Annotated in this window: 17 protein-coding genes; 13 read left to right on the forward strand and 4 right to left on the reverse strand. The window is 63.2% G+C overall.

All coding sequences use genetic code 11. The features are described 5' to 3' along the window. The first annotated feature begins 31 nt into the window (after window positions 1-31). The 7 genes from ACIPZH_RS00675 to ACIPZH_RS00705 all read left to right on the forward strand — a co-directional run bounded on the left by ACIPZH_RS00675 (window position 32) and on the right by ACIPZH_RS00705 (window position 7,038). Entirely contained in the window at window positions 32-865 is an 834-nt protein-coding gene (locus ACIPZH_RS00675; RefSeq protein ID WP_241805822.1) for an alpha/beta fold hydrolase, read from the forward strand. Next, window positions 862-2,343, forward strand: a complete 1,482-nt coding sequence (locus ACIPZH_RS00680) for an aldehyde dehydrogenase (protein WP_400634588.1) — start codon at window positions 862-864, stop codon at window positions 2,341-2,343. Before ACIPZH_RS00675 ends, ACIPZH_RS00680 begins: the two co-directional genes overlap by 4 nt. 13 nt (window positions 2,344-2,356) lie before the next feature. Next, a complete protein-coding gene (locus ACIPZH_RS00685; RefSeq protein ID WP_267823299.1) occupies window positions 2,357-2,842 on the forward strand; it encodes a flavin reductase family protein in 486 nt (161 codons plus the stop codon). A 101-nt stretch (window positions 2,843-2,943) separates the two neighbouring features. Continuing rightward, the gene (locus ACIPZH_RS00690) at window positions 2,944-3,333 is read left to right on the forward strand and encodes a carboxymuconolactone decarboxylase family protein (protein WP_012314144.1); all 390 of its coding nucleotides are present in this window, start codon (window positions 2,944-2,946) and stop codon (window positions 3,331-3,333) included. Between the two features lie 88 nt (window positions 3,334-3,421). Continuing rightward, the gene (locus ACIPZH_RS00695) at window positions 3,422-4,186 is read left to right on the forward strand and encodes a GntR family transcriptional regulator (RefSeq protein ID WP_012314143.1); all 765 of its coding nucleotides are present in this window, start codon (window positions 3,422-3,424) and stop codon (window positions 4,184-4,186) included. 2 nt (window positions 4,187-4,188) lie between these two features. Next, entirely contained in the window at window positions 4,189-4,752 is a 564-nt protein-coding gene (locus tag ACIPZH_RS00700) for an NUDIX hydrolase (RefSeq protein WP_400634590.1), read from the forward strand. A 102-nt stretch (window positions 4,753-4,854) separates the two neighbouring features. Further along, window positions 4,855-7,038, forward strand: a complete 2,184-nt coding sequence (locus ACIPZH_RS00705) for an ATP-binding protein (RefSeq protein WP_400634592.1) — start codon at window positions 4,855-4,857, stop codon at window positions 7,036-7,038. 6 nt (window positions 7,039-7,044) lie between these two features. On the opposite strand, the gene ACIPZH_RS00710 is transcribed toward ACIPZH_RS00705, so the two are convergent. Continuing rightward, the gene (locus tag ACIPZH_RS00710) at window positions 7,045-9,210 is read right to left on the reverse strand and encodes a response regulator (RefSeq protein WP_400634594.1); all 2,166 of its coding nucleotides are present in this window, start codon (window positions 9,208-9,210) and stop codon (window positions 7,045-7,047) included. 96 nt (window positions 9,211-9,306) lie between these two features. Then, window positions 9,307-9,921 (reverse strand): LysE family translocator, encoded by a 615-nt coding sequence (locus tag ACIPZH_RS00715; RefSeq protein ID WP_400634596.1) that lies wholly within the window; start codon window positions 9,919-9,921, stop codon window positions 9,307-9,309. A gap of 109 nt (window positions 9,922-10,030) precedes the next feature. Here ACIPZH_RS00715 and ACIPZH_RS00720 point away from each other — a divergent pair, with 109 nt between their 5' ends. Next, window positions 10,031-10,483 (forward strand): Lrp/AsnC family transcriptional regulator, encoded by a 453-nt coding sequence (locus tag ACIPZH_RS00720; protein WP_400625008.1) that lies wholly within the window; start codon window positions 10,031-10,033, stop codon window positions 10,481-10,483. Between the two features lie 287 nt (window positions 10,484-10,770). Further along, the gene (locus ACIPZH_RS00725) at window positions 10,771-12,183 is read left to right on the forward strand and encodes a cytosine permease (protein WP_241805828.1); all 1,413 of its coding nucleotides are present in this window, start codon (window positions 10,771-10,773) and stop codon (window positions 12,181-12,183) included. 64 nt (window positions 12,184-12,247) lie between these two features. On the opposite strand, the gene ACIPZH_RS00730 is transcribed toward ACIPZH_RS00725, so the two are convergent. Continuing rightward, the gene (locus ACIPZH_RS00730) at window positions 12,248-13,021 is read right to left on the reverse strand and encodes a transporter substrate-binding domain-containing protein (RefSeq protein WP_400634598.1); all 774 of its coding nucleotides are present in this window, start codon (window positions 13,019-13,021) and stop codon (window positions 12,248-12,250) included. Between the two features lie 157 nt (window positions 13,022-13,178). On the opposite strand from ACIPZH_RS00730, the gene ACIPZH_RS00735 reads away from it, so the two are divergent. Together ACIPZH_RS00735 and ACIPZH_RS00740 are read left to right on the forward strand one after the other, a co-directional pair. Then, window positions 13,179-13,430, forward strand: coding sequence for a ferrous iron transport protein A (locus ACIPZH_RS00735; protein WP_400634600.1), 252 nt, complete (start codon window positions 13,179-13,181; stop codon window positions 13,428-13,430). After that, window positions 13,430-15,256, forward strand: coding sequence for a ferrous iron transporter B (locus ACIPZH_RS00740; protein ID WP_400634601.1), 1,827 nt, complete (start codon window positions 13,430-13,432; stop codon window positions 15,254-15,256). The genes ACIPZH_RS00735 and ACIPZH_RS00740 overlap by 1 nt, the downstream gene beginning before the upstream one ends. A 297-nt stretch (window positions 15,257-15,553) precedes the next feature. Here the strand turns inward: ACIPZH_RS00740 and ACIPZH_RS00745 are convergent, their stop codons facing one another. Further along, window positions 15,554-16,258, reverse strand: a complete 705-nt coding sequence (locus tag ACIPZH_RS00745; protein WP_400634603.1) for an NrtR DNA-binding winged helix domain-containing protein — start codon at window positions 16,256-16,258, stop codon at window positions 15,554-15,556. A 138-nt stretch (window positions 16,259-16,396) separates the two neighbouring features. Here ACIPZH_RS00745 and ACIPZH_RS00750 point away from each other — a divergent pair, with 138 nt between their 5' ends. Both ACIPZH_RS00750 and pncB read left to right on the forward strand, forming a co-directional pair. Then, window positions 16,397-17,047, forward strand: a complete 651-nt coding sequence (locus tag ACIPZH_RS00750) for a nicotinamidase (protein WP_400634605.1) — start codon at window positions 16,397-16,399, stop codon at window positions 17,045-17,047. After that, complete coding sequence (gene pncB, locus ACIPZH_RS00755; RefSeq protein ID WP_267823271.1) at window positions 17,044-18,243, forward strand: nicotinate phosphoribosyltransferase; 1,200 nt, start codon at window positions 17,044-17,046, stop codon at window positions 18,241-18,243. The genes ACIPZH_RS00750 and pncB overlap by 4 nt, the downstream gene beginning before the upstream one ends. Window positions 18,244-18,292: the final 49 nt, after the last annotated feature.

Genomic DNA, 18,292 nt, shown 5'->3' on the forward strand with positions numbered 1-18,292 from the left:
CGCCGCGCCCGACCTTCAAGGAGCGCCCTCCATGATTCAGCCTGTCGCTGAACGTACACCGGCCGGGACCAGTTACCTGGCCCAAGGCCAGGGCCAACCCGTGGTGCTGATCCACGGCGTGGGCCTGAACAAGGAAATGTGGGGCGGGCAGTTCGTGGGCCTGGCCAACGACTACCGCGTCATTGCCTACGACATGCTCGGCCACGGCCAGAGCGCACTGCCTGCCGCCGATACCGGCCTGGAAGGCTACGCCGACCAGCTGGCAGAACTGCTCGACCATCTGCAGATCGCCCAGGCGACCGTGATCGGCTTCTCGATGGGTGGCCTGGTCGCACGCGCGTTTGCCCTGAACTACCCGCAGCGTTTGTCCGCGCTGGTGGTGCTCAACAGCGTGTTCAACCGCAGCCCGGAGCAAAGCGCCGGGGTCATCGCACGCGCAGCCCAGGCGGCCCAGCAAGGCCCCGACGCCAACGTCGACGCCGCGCTCGACCGCTGGTTCAGCCGGGAGTACAAGGCAGCCAACCCGGCGCAGGTCGCCGCGATTCGCCAGGTGCTGGCGAGCAACGACCCGCAGGGCTACCACACCACTTACTCGCTGTTCGCCACCCAGGACATGTACCGCGCCGCTGATCTGGGCAGCATCCAGGTACCGACACTGATCGCCACCGGCGAACTCGACACGGGCTCCACCCCGGCCATGACCCGCCAGCTCGCTGCCAGCATTCCTGGCGCGCAAAGTGTGGTCCTCGCCGAGCAACGGCATATGATGCCGGTGGAGGCCCCCCGTGAAGTCAACAAGATGCTGCTGGATTTCCTCAGCCAGGCCCGCACCCTCACCGAATCCGCCAAGGGGATTGTTGCATGACCCTCGTTCGTTTCCAGATGTGCATCGACGGCCAATGGCTCGATGCCCAGAGCGGCAAGACCTTCGATAGCCTCAACCCGGCCACCGCCCAGCCCTGGGCGCAACTGCCCGACGCCGATGAAGCCGATGTGGAGCTGGCCGTTCAGGCTGCCCAGCGTGCGTTCGACAGCAAAGCCTGGCGCAGCATCACCGCCACCGCGCGGGGCAAGCTCCTACGCAGGCTGGGTGACCTGATCGCCGAAAACAAAGAACACCTGGCCCAGCTGGAAAGCCGTGACAACGGCAAGCTGATCCGCGAAACCCGGGGCCAGGTCGGCTACCTGCCAGAGTTCTTCCACTACACCGCGGGCCTCGCCGACAAGCTCGAGGGCGGCACCCTGCCGCTGGACAAGCCGGACCTGTTCGCCTACACCGTGCACGAGCCGATCGGCGTGGTGGCCGGGATCATCCCGTGGAACAGCCCCCTGTACCTCACCGCGATCAAACTGGCGCCCGCCCTGGCCGCCGGCAACACCATCGTGCTCAAGCCTTCCGAGCATGCCTCGGCGACCATCCTCGAGCTGGCGCGCCTGGCCCTGGAAGCGGGCTTCCCTGCCGGCGTGGTCAATGTGGTCACCGGCTACGGCCCCAGCACCGGCGCGGCACTGACGCGCCACCCGCTGGTGCGCAAGATCGCCTTCACCGGCGGCGCCGCCACCGCTCGCCACGTGGTGCGCAGCAGCGCCGAGAACTTCGCCAAGCTGTCGCTTGAGCTGGGCGGCAAGTCGCCGAACATCATTTTCGCCGACGCTGACCTGGACAGTGCCATCAACGGCGCAGTGGCCGGCATCTACGCGGCCTCCGGGCAAAGCTGCGTGGCAGGTTCGCGCCTGCTGGTGCAGGACGAAATCTTCGACGAATTCGTCGCCCGCCTGATCGAACGGGCCAAGCGCATCCGCATCGGGAACCCCCAAGACGACGCCAGCGAAATGGGCCCGATGGCCACTGCCCAGCAGCTGGCCGTGGTCGAAAGCCTGGTTGCTGCGGCCAAGGCCGAAGGCGCCACGCTGCACATGGGCGGCAAACGTGCCGACGTCGAGGGCGAAGGCTGGTTCTACGAACCGACCCTGTTCGAGTGCGACAGCAACTCGATGACCATCATGCAGGAAGAAGTGTTCGGCCCGGTCGCCGCGGTCATCCGCTTCAAGACCGAGGAAGAGGCCCTTGCCATCGCCAACGACTCGCAGTTCGGCCTCGCTGCCGGCATCTGGACGCGCGACCTGGGCCGCGCCCACCGCCTGGCCCGTGACGTGCGTTCGGGGATCATCTGGGTCAATACGTACCGCGCCGTGTCGGCCATGGCGCCGATCGGCGGTTTCAAGAACAGCGGCTACGGCCGTGAAAGCGGCATCGATTCGGTGCTGGCCTATACCGAGCTGAAGACCGTGTGGATCAACCTGTCCACCGCGCCGATGCCCGACCCGTTTGTGATGCGCTAAGAGGTAATACACGATGATCGAACCAGGCATCTACAAAGACGTGATGGGCTCCTTCCCGTCAGGGGTCACGGTGGTCACCACGCTGGACGCCGACGGCGGCATTGTCGGCATCACCGCCAGCGCATTCAGTGCGCTGTCGATCGACCCGGCGCTGGTGCTGTTCTGCCCCAACTACGCCTCTGACACTTACCCGATCCTGCGCGACAGCAAGCAGTTCGCGATCCACCTGCTGTCCGCCGAGCAGACTGCCGAGGCTTACGCCTTCGCCGGCAAGGGCAAGGACAAGGCCAAAGGCATCGAGTGGCACCTGAGCGAGCTGGGCAACCCGTTGCTGAGCAAGGCCACGGCGATCATCGAGTGCGAGTTGTGGCGCGAGTATGACGGCGGCGATCACGCGATCATCGTCGGCGCGGTGAAGAACCTGGTGCTGCCCGCCGACCCGGTGACCCCGATGGTCTACCACAAAGGCAAACTGGGCGCCCTGCCCCCGCTGGGCTGATGCCCTCGGGGCCGCAAAGCGGCTCCGACAGTTCTTTTTTCAGGGGCCGCGCGACCCTCTCACCCTTGGTTGCGGCCCCTCTTTTGATTCGGAGCCAGACGATGAGCAACGAAAAGTATGAAAAAGGCTTGCAGATCCGTACCCAGGTGCTGGGCGAGGACTACGTGAACCGCTCGATCCAGAACGCCGACGACTTCACCAAGCCTTTGCAGGAGCTGGTTACCGAGTACTGCTGGGGCCACGTCTGGGGCCGCGATGGCTTGTCGCTCAAAGAGCGCAGCATGATAAACTTGGCCATGATTTCCGCGCTCAACCGGCCCCACGAGCTCAAGCTCCATATTCGCGGCGCCTTGCGTAATGGCCTGAGCCGTGAACAGATTCGCGAGATCCTGCTCCAGGTCGGCATTTATTGCGGCGTACCCGCGGCGGTGGACAGTTTCCGCCTGGCCCGCGAAGCGTTCGCCGAAGCCGATGCGGAGTCAACCCGTTAACAACGGGCTGTTCGAACCACTGCAGGGAGCACCTCGGTTCGGGGTGTTCCGCGATGTTGGCGAAACAGCCTCATAAAGAGCGCACCTGATGAAACGCCAGCCACTCGACGACAGCTTCAAGGTCAACCGCAACCCCGTAACACTGCGTGAAATCGTGCTCGACAAGCTGCGCGGCGCGATCATGAATTTCCACCTGCTCCCCGGCGATCGCCTGGTCGAGCGCGACCTCTGCGACCGCCTTGGTGTCAGCCGTACCTCGGTGCGTGAAGCCCTGCGTCACCTGGAGTCCGAAGGCCTGGTGGAATTCGCCGATGCCAAGGGGCCACGCGTGGCCATCATCACCCTGGAAGACGCCCGCGATATCTACGAGCTGCGCTGTGTACTCGAAGGCCTGATCGTGCAGTTGTTCACCCTCAATGCCAAAGCCAAGGACATACGAGCCCTGGAGCGGGCGCTGGAGGTCAACCGCGAGGCACTCGAGGAAGGCGAGCTGCAGCAGGTGCTGGACTCTGTCCAAGGCTTCTACGAGGTGCTGCTCGAAGGCTCCGGCAACCAGGTCGCAGCGCAGCAGCTGCGCCAGTTGCAGGCGCGCATCAGCTACCTGCGCGCCACCTCGGTGTCGCAGCAGAACCGCCGCGGCGCCAGCAACCTTGAAATGGAAAAGATCGTCGACGCGATCAAGAGTGGCGACCCGCTGGTGGCCCACCAGGCCTCGGTCGACCATGTGCGCGCCGCCGCCAAGGTGGCCCTGGACTACCTGCGCCAGAAGCAGGACGACAACACCAAGGTGCGCGACATGGTCGAGCCTCTGGCCCTCAAGGAACCCCGTATAGAACCCCGCATAGGCCGCTGACCATGCCCAACGCCCCGCGCTACTGCCCGCACTGCACCACAGAACTGGCCCGGGGCGTTCCCCATGGCGACACCCATGAGCGCCTGCACTGTACCGGGTGCGGCTATGTCCACTACATCAACCCGAAGATCATCGCCGGCTGCATCATCGAGCGCGATGGCAAGTACCTGCTGTGCCAGCGGGCGATCCCGCCGCGCCCCGGCACCTGGACGTTGCCGGCCGGGTTCATGGAAGCGGGCGAAACCACCGAGCAGGCAGCGCTGCGTGAGGTGTGGGAAGAAAGCGGCGTGCGTGCCGAAATCGTCTCGCCCTACTCGATCTTCAGCGTGCCGAAAATCAGCGAGGTGTACATCATCTTTCGCGCGATCGCCACCGAGGAGACCGGCCAGTACGGGCCAGAAACGCTGGCCTACACGTTCTTCGAACCCGACCAGATCCCTTGGGACGAGATCTACTATCCGGCGATACGGCAGATTCTCGAGCGTTACATCCTCGAGCGGCAGGCTGGGGTGTACGGGATCTACATGGGCAATGACGACACCGGCAAGGTGCACTTCATTCGTTGACCCTGCTGCGGCTGATCACCGGCATGCAGCATAAAGCCCTCGCCAATCGGTTATGCTCGGTGCACCCTTGGCATCCCCGGCAAAAGGATGGGCGGAGCACACATGGCTAAATGGCTGGACGGCGGCGGGCTGATGGCCGAGCGCATTCGCAATCACGACTGGACCACGACCTCCCTGGGCCCGATCGAGGCCTGGCCTGACGTACTCAAGACCACTGTGGCCCTGTGCCTGGCCTCGCGCTTTCCTCAGGCGATTCTCTGGGGCCCCGACCTGCTTACCCTGCACAACGACGCGTTCTTGCCAATCCTTGGCAAAAAACCCGGTGCGCTGGGCAAGCCGTTTCGCGAAGTGTGGCAAGAAGCCTGGGCCGACATCTCGGCCATGGCCGAACGCGCCCTGGGCGGCGAAGCCGTCTATATCGAAGACTTCCCGCTGACCATCGACCGCAACGGCGGCCCGGAGCGTGCTTACTTCACCTTCTGCTACAGCCCCATTCGTGACCAGAACGGCGAAGTGGTGGGCATGCTCGACACGGTCACCGAGACGACCAGCAGTGTGGTCAACAACCAGCGGCTGGCATTTCTTGACGACCTGGGGCGGGCCGTGGCGAATGCCACGGATCCGGACCGGGTAATGGCCATCACCACCGGCATGCTGGTGGAGCACCTGCAGCTGTCCAGTTGCGCCTATGCCGTGATGGATGCCGACCAAGATGGCTTCACGATCTGCGGCGACGCTGTCGCCGCTGGTTCCCCACGGCTGCTGGGCCAATACCGCCTGGCTGACTTCGGCCGCCTGGCGGTCAGCCAACTGCGCAACGGCCTGCCGCTGGTGATCAACGACAACCTGAACGAGTTGGCCCGTGACGAAGCTGCCACCTTCCAGGCCATCGGCATTACCGCCACCATCTGCATGCCCTTGGTCAAGGACGGCCGACTCACCGCACTTATGGCCATCCACGATAAAATGCCACGGCGGTGGACGGGCTACGAACAGGCGCTGATCGGGGAAGTGACAGAGCGTTGCTGGGCGCATATCCAGCGGGTCCAGTCCCACGCCGAAGTGCGGGAGGCGCTGGCTGCGCTCGAATCGCTCAACGCCACCCTGGAACACCGCGTCGAAGAACGCACTACCCAACTGCTGCATACCGAGGCCGTGCTCCGCCAGGCCCAGAAGCTCGAAGCCATCGGCCAGTTGACCGGTGGCGTCGCCCATGACTTCAACAACCTGCTCACCATCATCCGCTCGTCGCTGCACTTTCTGCAGCGCCCCAACCTCGAGCAAATCCGCCGCGAACGCTACCTCAAGACCATGGCCGACACTGTCGACCGCGGTGCCAAGCTGACAGGCCAGTTGCTGGCCTTTGCCCGCCGTCAGGCATTGAGCCCCCAGCTATTCGAAGCCGGGGCGCGCCTGCAGGCCATGGCCGACATGCTCGACACCGCCACGGGGGCGCGGATCCAGGTAGCACTGGAGTTGCCGCCGACGCCATGCCACATCCGCGCCGACCTCAGCCAACTGGAAACCGCGGTGATCAACCTGATGCTCAATGGCCGTGATGCCATGGCCGGCGAAGGCACCTTGCATTTGCGCCTGCTGCCCAACCAACGCATGCCTGGCCTGCGCGACCAGCAGGCACACGACGGGCCGTTCGCCGCCATCTCAGTGGTGGACAGCGGTGCTGGCATCCCGGATGAACTGCTCGAGCGCATCTTCGACCCGTTCTTCACCACCAAGGCACCCGGGGAAGGCACGGGGCTCGGGCTATCGCAGGTGTTCGGTTTTGCCAAGCAATCCGGGGGGGATGTGAAGGTTGCCAGCGTCCCGGGCCAGGGGACGACCTTTACCCTGTACTTGCCGCAAGAGGAACCGCCTGCCGAGGACGCGGATAGGGCCGCCGAGTTCAGCGCCCCTCAGGTGAACGGCGCGCGGCGGCGGATACTGGTGGTGGAAGACAACCCCGATCTGGGCAATTTCACCGCGCAGATCCTCGAAGACCACGGGTACCGAATCTGCTGGGTGAACTCAGCGGAACACGCCCTGGTGGAGCTGGCAGGGCCGGCAGGCGACTTCGATGCGGTATTTTCCGATGTGGTCATGCCCGGTATGGGCGGCCTGGCCCTGGCCCGCGAGCTACGCCGCCAGCGCCCGCAATTGCCGGTGATCCTCACCTCCGGCTACAGCGACGCGATTGCCGAAGGCGGCCACGAGGGGTTCACCTTTCTGGCAAAGCCGTACTCGGCCGAGCAAGTATGCCAGTTGCTTGGCAAGGTGCTGGCGCCTTGAAGGCCGTCAAGGCCTGCCGGTAAGCAGGCGCGCCACCCTCTGCGCCAGCTCTGCGCGCCGATATGGCTTGCGCAACACCTCGAAGCCCTTGAGTTCGCGCGGTGTCAGGTTGGCATAGCCGGTTATGATCAGCACGGGCAGGTCAGCCTGGCGCTCGCGCATCCGTTGAGCGAACCGCACCCCGGTCATATCCGCCATGACATGATCGGTCACCAGAACATCAGGCCACCAGCCCTTTTCTACCAACTGCCACGCTGCAGCGGCACTGGCCGCTTCGGTCACCTGATACCCCAGGTCGCGCAATTGCAAGGCTGTGGCATGGCGCACGATCTCTTCGTCGTCCACCAGCAGCACCCGACGCGTAGGGTCTGCCAGCGGCACCTCTGCCCGTTCACTTTCACGACACACCGCAACCCCATCGCTGCTCGGCAGCCACAACGTGGCAACCGTACCCTGCCCTTGCTGCGAGCGTATCTCGAAGCCGCCACCGGACTGTACGGCCAGCCCTTGAACCATCGGCAGGCCAAGGCCGGTGCCCTTGCCGACGCCTTTGGTGGAGTAGAACGGTTCGACGCAACGGCGCAACTGATCTTCATCCATGCCACTGCCACTGTCGCGAACCTGCAGCCACACCATCTGTCCCGCCGCCAGAGCCGCTGGCCTTTCGGGGCCCTCGCCCTCAAGCCCGGCGCAGATGCTCAGGGCGCCACCTTCGAGCATGGCGTCGCGTGCGTTGACCGCCAGGTTCAGCAGCGCCAGCTCAAGTTGATGAGGGTCTACGACCACCGCAGGCAAAGCCGGGTCAATCTGCACGCTCACCGCGATGGTCGGCCCCAGTGATCGGGCCAGCATCTCGTGCATGTCCTCTACCAGAGCGGCCAGCGAAACTGCCTGGGGCTTGAGGGTTTGCCGACGGGCGAAGCTGAGCAAGCGCGCGACCAGATTGCGTGCCCGTTCGGCAGCCTGCAGCCCCCCATCGATCAGGCGCGGGGCACGGTCGGACTGTGGGTGCCGGCGCAGCAGTTCGAAAGAGCCGATGATAGGCGTGAGCATGTTGTTCAAGTCATGGGCAATACCGCCCGTCAGTTGCCCGATCATTTCCAGCTTGTGCGCTTCGTGCAACTGCAGCATCGCGGCCTCACGCTGGGCGAGTGCCGCTGTGACGCGCTCCTCCAGGCTGTCGTTGAGCAGGTGCAGGGCGCGTTCTGCGCGGGCATGGGTGATGGCCGCCCAGCCTTGCTTGGCCGTCTCCTCCACCAAGCGGCATTCCTCTTCAAGCCACTGGCGCGGGCCATGACAATGCACGCCGAGCATGGCTTCCAGGCGACCGCCACGCAGCACCGGCACATGCAGCGTCGAGCACAGGCCGCCCAGGGGTGACGTTGCACTGTCATACGCTTGCTGCACCACCTGCCCTGCCGCCAGTCGCTCATGCAGCGCAGCGCCGTAGCGCGCGTAGCGGTGTTGCCCGACCAGCGATGGCACGCCATCAGCCCAGTCGTGCGCAACCTTGAACCCTACGCCGTCGCCCTGATCCTCAGCGAAACAGACCTGCGTCGCACCCAGGTGCTCAGCCAGGCGGCTCACCACGTAGGCTTCGATGCGATCGGCTTCACCCAGCCCAGGCAACGTGCGGCTCAACTCCAGCAAAAACGCCTGATTCTGCTGCAAGCGTACCCGCTCGGTGGTCTCGGTGACCAGGCACAGCACCCCGCCGACACTGCCATCGGCCTCACGCACCGCGGAATACGACACATCGAAGTACACCGTTTCGCCCGCACCGTGGCGCTCTATATAAAAGGGGCGATCCTTGGCCGAAAAGGTCTGGCCAGTCTCTCGCACGCCACGCAGCAACGGTTCGAGGTCATGCCACAGTTCGCGCCAGTATTCCTGGGCTGGGCGCCCTAAAGCGTGGGGATGCTTGCTGCCAATGGTCGGCGCGTAGGCGTCATTGTAAAGCGCTGCGAAGGCCTCCCCCCAGAACAGCACGAACTGGGCCTGGGCCGGCAGTAATGTGGCCATCACCGCCTGCAGGTGGGGCGACCATGATTGCGGCGGGCCGAGCGGTGAATCGCTCCAGTCCATCGTCTGCAGCCGTGTGCCGATGGCACCGCCATTGAGCAGAAAGTGCGGTAGCGGCTTTGGGGTTTCGTGTCGTTGAAGCGGTTTCATCTCTGGGGAGTCCCGGGCACATTGCCATCCATCTGAAGATAAGAGATGTGCAATAAACAGTTCGTTCCCCGCTACTCGCCGTTAGTCACTGGCCCCTCAGCCGAATTGCCCCACCATCAACCCCAGCGCCACCAGGATCATCGCCGCTCCCGATAACCGCCCCACCCTCTTCGCCGCCTCCGGCCGGGTACTCAGGACGGCTTTGGCGCCATAACCTATCAGCAGATAGATCACCAGCGAGCTGCACAGGTGGACCAGCCCCAGCAGCAGGATCTGTACAGGTACCGGCCAACTCGACTGAGGGTCCGTGAATTGCGGCAGCAAGGCCAGGAACAACAGGAATACCTTGGGGTTGAGCCCGCTCACGCAAAAGCCTCTGAACGCCCAGCGCGAGCCGCTATCGCTTGACTCACTCGGCCCTCCTTGTGGCACCGCCGGGCTCAGCAACAGGTTGCCGCCCAGCCACAGCAGGTAGGTGCAACCCGCCAAGGTCAGCAACAACAACGCCTGCGGGTGCCCGACAACCAGGCTCCCCACGCCAGCGGCAACGATCAGGGTTGCCAGAAAATGCCCGGACAGCATGCCGGCCACCGCTGGCATCACCCAGCGCCCGCGCATGCCGGCCGAGATAGCGTAAGCCCAGTCTGCACCGGGGGTGATCACGAACAGCAATGACACGGCCCAGAACGCCGCCAGCACATTGATTGACACTTGAGACTTCCTTCACTGGATTTGGAGTGAAGAAAGCGTACGGATTCCAACGGGGCATTATCTTTCGTATATTCCCTTTCAACGCCTCATTAGTGGAAGATTTTTCCCCGTGGACAGGACAGACCGCAAGATACTTGCCGAGCTGCAAAAAGATGGTCGTTTGTCGGTTACCGAGTTGGCCGATCGCGTGGGGCTGAGCCTGTCACCTTGCCATCGGCGGCTAAAAGCGCTGGAGGAATCAGGGGCGATCCTCGGTTACCACGCACGCCTGGCACCCAGCGCGTTGGGGCTGAACTTCGCCGCGCTGGTGTTCGTCACGTTGCGCGAAGTCACCCGTCAGCCAGTGGCGGATTTTGAGGCGGCTCTGGGCGAAATACCGCAGATCGTCGAGGCGCAGCGGCTGTTCGGTGATCCGGACTACCTGCTGCATATCGTGGCAAAAGACCTGCCGGCCTTTCAGAAACTGTATGACGAACAACTGACCAGCATCCCCAACGTCAAGCGCTTGAGTTCGACCCTGGTGATGAAAGAGGTGATTCAGGACCGGATACTGCCGATGTAACCGGGCGCACTGCAATCGGGCAGTTCGCACCAACACCGCCCACCCGTATGCACGCATACCTGCCCGAACCGGCCAAGCCCGCGCCTTCCAGCCCGGTGGCGCGCTCTTTGCTACCACTGGCCTCTTAACCTTTTGTCAGCCTTAGGTTTTTTAAGGTTTATGGGCACATATTTACTAATTTCTCGTTCCCCCCGCTCCCCGCATCATCGCTCCAACAAGAACGCGTCGCCCTTCGCCGGCACGCACCCGGGCAGCACCCGATGCCCCACCTTGCCTTGGAGTCAGTCATGACCAGTGCAGCCAATTCGGCACCCCTCATAGAAAAACACACGATCGGCTACGTGCCGCCACAAGACCGCCATGGAAAGGTAAGGGATCTGTTCACGCTGTGGTTCGGCGGCAACATCGCGCCGCTGCCCATCGTCACCGGCGCGCTCGGCGTGCAGCTGTTTCACCTGAACCTGCTGTGGGGCATCGTCGCCATTCTGGTCGGCCACCTGGTCGGCGGCGTGTTGATGGCACTGCACTCAGCGCAAGGCCCGCAAATGGGCATCCCACAGATGATCCAGAGCCGCGCCCAGTTCGGCTCGCTCGGGGCACTGCTGGTGGTGGTGATCGCCGGGGTGATGTACATCGGCTTTTTCGCCTCCAACATCGTCCTGGCCGGCAAATCGCTGCATGGCGTGGTAGACAGCGTGCCGGTACCGGTGGGTATCGTCATCGGCGCGCTGGGCTCGGGAATCATCGGCATCATCGGCTATCGCTTCATCCACGTGCTCAACCGCATCGGCACCTGGGTCCTGGGCATCGGCATCGTGGTCGGCTTCGGCTACATCTTCAGCCACGTGCAGAGCGACGATTTCCTGACCCGCGGCGGCTTCAACCTGGCCGGCTGGCTGGCCACCGTGTCGCTGGCGGCGCTGTGGCAGATCGCCTTCGCCCCGTACGTGTCGGACTACTCGCGATACCTGCCGGCTGACGTGAAGGTATCTTCGACCTTCTGGACCACCTACCTGGGGTCGGCGCTGGGCTCGAGCCTGTCGTTCATCTTCGGCGCCGTCGCGGTACTGGCGATCCCCGCCGGCATGGACACCATGGACGCGGTCAAGCTCGCCACCGGCACCCTCGGCCCGATCATGCTGGTGCTGTTCCTGCTCAGTGTGATCAGCCACAACGCCCTCAACCTCTACGGCGCAGTGCTGTCGATCATCACCCTGATCCAGACCTTCGCCTACCGCTGGATCCCCACCGCCAAGAGCCGTGCGGTACTGTCGCTGATCGTGCTGGCGGCCTGCTGCGTAGTGGCAGTGTTTGCCTCAGCGGACTTCATCGGCCACTTCGTCGACATGGTGCTGGTGTTGCTGGTGGTGCTGGTGCCGTGGACTGCGATCAACCTGATCGACTTCTATGTGATTCACAAGGGCGACTACGACATCCAGTCGATCTTCAAGGTCGATGGCGGTATCTACGGGCGCTACAACCCGCAGGCGCTGGCCGCCTATGCCGTGGGTATCGTGGTGCAGATCCCGTTCATGAACACGCCGCTGTACGTGGGGCCGATCTCCGAGCACATCAACGGTGCCGACCTGTCCTGGCTGGTGGGCCTGCTGATCACTTCGCCGCTGTACTGGTGGCTGGCGAGCCGCGACAGTGCCTATCGCCGTCGCCAGACCAGCGCCAAGCTCGCCGCCGCTGCCTGACCAGGCAGAGGGCGCAGGGCGTGGCACGATCACAATCGCCTGGAAACGGGCGGTTGTGGCAGCCTCAGGGCGCCGCCAGCCACTGCGCAGTGATGCTGTCGTAGCTGCCGTTGGCCACGCTCAGGTGCAACCACTGGTCGACGTAGCCTTTCCAGGCCACATCATCACGAGGCAGCAGGAAGGCTTTTTCGCTGTACTGCATGGCGCGCTCCGGGTTGACCGCGCACAACCCGGGCTTGAGCTTCTGCTGATAACGGGCTTCGCTGGCGTCAGTGATCATCACATCGGCCTTGCCCGACAGCAGCTCGTCGAAAATCGTCACGTTATCGTGCAGGCGTATGCTCGCCTGGCCCAGATGCGCCCGTGCGAACGCCTCGTTGGTGCCACCAGCGGGTTCGATCACCCTGACCTGGGGCTGGTTGATTTGCGCCACGGTCTGATAACGCTGCACATCGGCGCAGCGTACCAGCGGGATCTTGCCGTCGACGCCCAGTGACTCGCTGAAAAATGCCTTCCTCTGCCGCTCCAGTGACACCGAAATGCCCCCGACTGCAATGTCACAGCCTTGGCCCAGGAAGTCCGGCATCAGGGTTTTCCAGGTGGTGGGCACCCACTGAATGTTCACATCGAGGCTCTTGGCCAGGGACTGTGCCATGGCAATGTCGATGCCTTCATAGCTGCCGTCCGCACGCAGGGAAGAATAGGGTTTGTAGTCGCCCGTCGTGCAGACCTTGAGCGTACCGCGCTGAAGGACCTCGTCGAGGCGCGAAACGGGGGGCGCGGCCAGGGCCGTGCCGGTCATGGCTGCCAGCAGGCAGAAGGTCAAGGGTGCTTTCATGCGTTCGGGTCCTTGTGAGCAGGGTTGATTAAGGTCATCTGCGCCTCGCGCCCCAAACAGATACACCAGGTGCCCGGCTTTCGTGAAGATATCTTCACATTCTTGTATCTGGCCTGCGCGGCCAATAGCATCAACGCAAATCCGAATCATTAACATCATGGGTAGTTCGATGTATCTGTGCGATTTGCCGCATCAGCAAAAAGCGTTCGTCACCGAGGTTCTGAAGGCGGACACCTCTGATTCCCTCAGCCAGCGCCTGCAGGATATCGGATTTGTCCCCGGTGAACCTGTAACGGTAGTGGCGCGCGCACCGTGGGGAGCAGACCCCATTCTGGTACAGGTTGCCGGCACCCGCTTCGCGCTGCGCCGCAATGAAGCCATGCGCATCGTGGTGGAGGTAGCCGTCTGATGTCCGGGACCCGCTTAGCCTTGGTCGGCAACCCGAATTGCGGAAAGACAGCCCTCTTCAACGTGCTCACCGGTGCGCGGCAAAAGGTGGCGAATTATGCTGGCGCGACGGTCGAGCGCAAAGAGGGCGGGCTTCGCACAGCGTCAGGCCGAGCATGCCGGGTTCTCGATTTGCCGGGCACCTACAGCCTGTCTGCCGTAAGCGACGATGAACGGGTGACACTGCGCGTGCTTCAGGGCGACTACCCCGGCGAGGCTCGCCCCGATTTGCTGCTGTGCGTCGTAGACGCCACCAACCTGCGTTTGCACCTGCGCTTTGTCCTTGAAGTCCAACGCTACGGCATCCCCATCATCCTGGTCTTGAACATGGCCGATGCTGCACGCAAGCGCGGTATATGCATCGACACCCGCAAGCTGTCAGCGGCGCTGAACGCGCCTGTCGTGCAAACCATCGCCGTTCGCCGCGACGGGGCTGACGAGCTGCTCAAGGCGCTCGATGCACCCTGCGAACACCAGGTTGCAGCGGTACCGATGGAAGAGGACCTGCACACCCGGGTTCGTCAGATTCTCGCCACTTGCGTGGTAACCCCGCAGGTGGGTGATACACGCGTAGATGCCATTGACCGATGGCTGATCCACCCCCTGGTGGGCCCTTTAGTGCTGTTGACGGTCATGCTGGTGGTTTTTCAAAGCGTCTACCTGGTGGGTAAACCCATCACTGACGCCATCGCTGACGGTTTCGACATGCTGGCAACGCTGACCCGCACCCTTCTACCTGCCGGCCCGCTACAAGGGTTGCTGTGCGACGGGTTGATCGGTGGCCTGGGCACCGTGTTGGGTTTCATGCCGCAAATTCTGGTGCTGTTCTTCTGTATTTTCGTTCTGGAGGAATCCGGTTATCTGCCCCGCGCAGCGTTCATACTCGATCGACTGATGCGAGGGGTGGGCCTGTCGGGCCGCTCGTTCATCCCCTTGCTGTCGAGCTTTGCCTGCGCCATCCCGGGCATCATCGGGGCACGCAGCATCAGCGACCGTTACGACCGGCTCACAACCATACTGGTAGCGCCGCTGATGACTTGCTCGGCACGCTTGCCGGTGTATGCCCTTCTGATAGGCGCGGTGATACCCGACAAGACCATAGCCGGGGTGCTCGGCTTGCAGGGGCTGGTACTGCTTGCGCTGTATGTGCTGGGGATCGTCGGCGCCATGGCCGTAGGCTGGGTATGCAAGCGCCTGAGGCCCACGGCCATGGCGCAACCGCTGCTACTGATGGAGCTGCCGGCCTACAGGATGCCCTGCGCAAGGGACCTGGCCCAGAGACTGTGGGAGCGTGGTTATCTGTTTCTGAAGAAACTCACCGGGGTGATCCTGGCCCTCACCGTCATCATGTGGTTCATCTCGACATTCCCAGCGCCCCCCGCCGGTGCAGCCGGGGCCGCTATCGATTACAGCGTGGCGGGCTATCTGGGCAAAGCCCTGCAGCCGCTTTTTGCTCCGCTGGGTTTCAACTGGCAGATTACCCTGGCACTGATCCCGGCTTTCGCAGCCAGGGAAACCGCGGTGGCAACGCTGGCGACTGTGTATTCAGTGGCCAGCGCCGAGGATGTGTCGTCGCTTGGCCACGTGTTGTCGGCGCAGATCTCGATGGCCAGCGCGCTGTCGCTGATGGTCTGGTTCGCATTCGCGCCTCAATGCATGTCGACCTTGGCGGTGATCCGCAAGGAGACTGCCAGTTGGCGGCAGGTGGGTTTGGCGTTTGGCTACATGTTCGTTGTGGCGTACGTCATGGCGTGGCTGACCTACAGCATCGTTCGGGCCGCCTCATGAGCCTCCTGGTGCAGTACGCCATCGTAGCGCTCGTGCTGCTCGGCTGCGCGCGCAGCCTGTGGCGCCGTTTGAGATCGTCGGCAACTGGTGGTTGCGCAAGTGACGCGTGTGGCAGCTGCTCTGCAGGGTGTCAGCCAGCGCAAAGGATACCGGCTGAAAATCTGCCAACGCCGACCAAGGGAAGCTCCGACCAAGCGCCGTGACGGGCAGGCCTTCTACCACCCTGGGCGGCGCAGGCTGCTCAGGGTTTGTGTCGTGCTCCGCTGGCCATCGAGTGAAACGCGCGGGGCCTGAACACTATGAGCCCTCCGGCAGCAAGCTACGGTCGAACATGAACGGCCGATCACCTTGTGGCGTATATTGATACAACTGCTGCGGCCTGCCGAGCCGCGGCTGATTCTTCTCCCCCGTATCGCGCACCCAACCCAGCTCGCGCAGTCGCTCCAGGCGCTTGCGCAGCGAGGTGTTGTTAACGGCCTGGCCCAGGCACGCCTGCATCGCGCCCAATGCATCGAGCACCGTGAACTTCTCGGCCAGCAGGTTCAGCGGCAGGCTGCTGTACACCGTCTTGCTCGCCAGCCGCTCGCGGGCACGTTCTACCAGCAGGTTGTGATCGAACGGCAGCAGCACCTTGCGGCCCAACACACTGTGCAGGTCAAAAAAGGCCAACTGGTCACCTTCGACCTGCTGCTGAGGCTCGAGCAAGGCCAGGTAATAGGTGCTCAACGACCAGCCACGCGGGTCCCGGAACGCGTTGCCTTCAGTACCGACCTGCTCCAGGTAGCGCGGCTGCACCCGGGCTTTTTCACCCAGCGCGCGCTCGGCAGCGGCCTGCAGGCTGGTGTCCGGGGTGCGGCCATTGACCAGCACCCCGGGCAAAGCCCACTGAGCGGCATGGGGCTCGCGCTCGCGGCGATGCAACAACACTTGCAGATGCTGGGCTTCGGGGGCTAGACGCAGAGCGACGATATCGACGCTGGCCAGGACTTCGGCTGTACTCACCAAAAGACTCCACTGTTCAATAGCGCAATATTCCACCAGAGCACTTAACTAGAGCAAGCATCTTTCCAAGCCTGATATGCACTTGACATACTTACACCACCAGGTGGAATATATGACCAGCCCAGCGAGGAGAGCCCCATGAAAATCGCCAGTTTCGATGTCGACGCGCAAAATGGCTTCACCGCCAATGCCCCACAGGAATTGCCGGTGCCCGAAGGCAATGAAATTGCCGCCGACCTCAATGCAATGGCCCGACGCGCCGACCTGCGCCTGGGCAGCAAGGACGCGCACCCAGCCAATGCTGCGTGGGTGGTCACAGAACCTGGGCAAATGCTGCAGCCCCTGGCGCTGGCCAATGCCGACCTGACCTGGGTCAGCCACTGCGTGCCAGGTACGCCGGGCTTCGAACTGTTGCCCGGCCTGCCCGCCCCCATCGATTACGACTACTTCGTGTGGAAAGGCGTCGAACCCGACCTGCATCCCTACGGTGCCTGCTACCACGACCTGGCCGAGCGGCGCTCCACAGGTGTCATCGAATACCTCAAAGTGCAGCAGGTTGGCGCAGTGATCGTCGGTGGCCTGGCCCTGGACTACTGCGTCAAGACCACCGCCCGGCAGCTACGCCAGGCAGGCTTTCAGGTGCTGCTGTACCTGCCGGCCTGCCGCGCCCTCACCCAGGAAGGCGCCATTACCGCCTGCGGCGCACTGGCTGCAGACGGCGTCATCCTCTGCGGCGACGAGGCCGCGCTCGACCATCAGCTCTCTCTGATCAAGGACGTCCGCCCATGAGTGAAAGCGTTTTCGGCCCACGGATCATCCAGAACCTGCTGGATACCGACTTTTACAAGATCACCATGATGCAGGCGGTGCTGCACAACTACCCCAACGCCGAGGTGGAATGGGAGTTTCGCTGCCGTAACGGCGAGGACCTCGCCCCCTACCTGGCCGAGATTCGCTATCAGGTGGAGCAACTGGCCGACGTCACAGTCACCCACGACCAACTGGCCTATCTGGAGAAAATCCCGTTCATCAAGCCGGACTTCATCCGCTTCCTCAGCCTGTTCCGCTTCAACCTGCGCTATGTTCAGGTCGGCCTGGATGACGCTGGGCAACTGGCGATTCGCGTGCGCGGGCCCTGGTTGCACGTGATTCTCTACGAGATCCCGCTGCTGGCGATCATCAGCGAAGTGCGCAACCGCTACCGCTATCGCGAAGTGGTGATGGAACAGGTGGGCGAGCGGCTATACCAGAAACTGGACTGGCTCAAGGCGCAAGCCAGTGCCGACGAGTTGGCGGGCCTGCAGCTGGCCGATTTTGGTACCCGGCGGCGCTTTTCATACCGTGTGCAGGAAGCCGTGGTACATACACTCAAGCGCGATTTTCCGGGGCGTTTCGTTGGTACCAGTAATGTGCACCTGGCCCGCGAATATGAGCTCAAGCCCATCGGCACCATGGCCCACGAATGGTTCATGGCCCACCAGCAACTTGGCCCACGCCTGGTCGACAGCCAGGCTGCCGCGCTCGAGTGCTGGGTGCGCGAATACCGTGGGCTGTTGGGCATCGCGCTGACCGATTGCATCACCATGGACGCGTTCCTGGGCGACTTCGACCTGTACTTCGCCAAGCTGTTCGATGGCCTGCGCCATGACTCGGGCGACCCACTGGCCTGGGCCGAAAAGGCCATCGCCCACTACGAGCAATTGGGCATCGACCCGCAAGGCAAGACGCTGATATTTTCCGATGGGCTCAACTTCGCCAAGACACTTGAGCTGTACCGGGCCTTGCACGGTCGCATCAATGTGAGCTTTGGCATTGGTACCAACCTGACCTGCGATATCCCCGGCGTCGAGCCAATGAACATGGTGATCAAGATGACGGCCTGCAACGGCGCGCCGGTGGCCAAGATCAGTGACAGCCCAGGCAAGACTCAATGCCGCGATGAGAACTTCGTGGCGTACCTGAGGCATGTCTTCAACGTCGCCTGAACACGCTCATGCCCACCGCCCGACCTATTGGCCAAGCGGCTTTTACGGC

Source organism: Pseudomonas sp. NPDC089758 (assembly GCF_044748705.1).
In the GTDB taxonomy this organism is placed as follows: domain Bacteria; phylum Pseudomonadota; class Gammaproteobacteria; order Pseudomonadales; family Pseudomonadaceae; genus Aquipseudomonas; species Aquipseudomonas putida_X.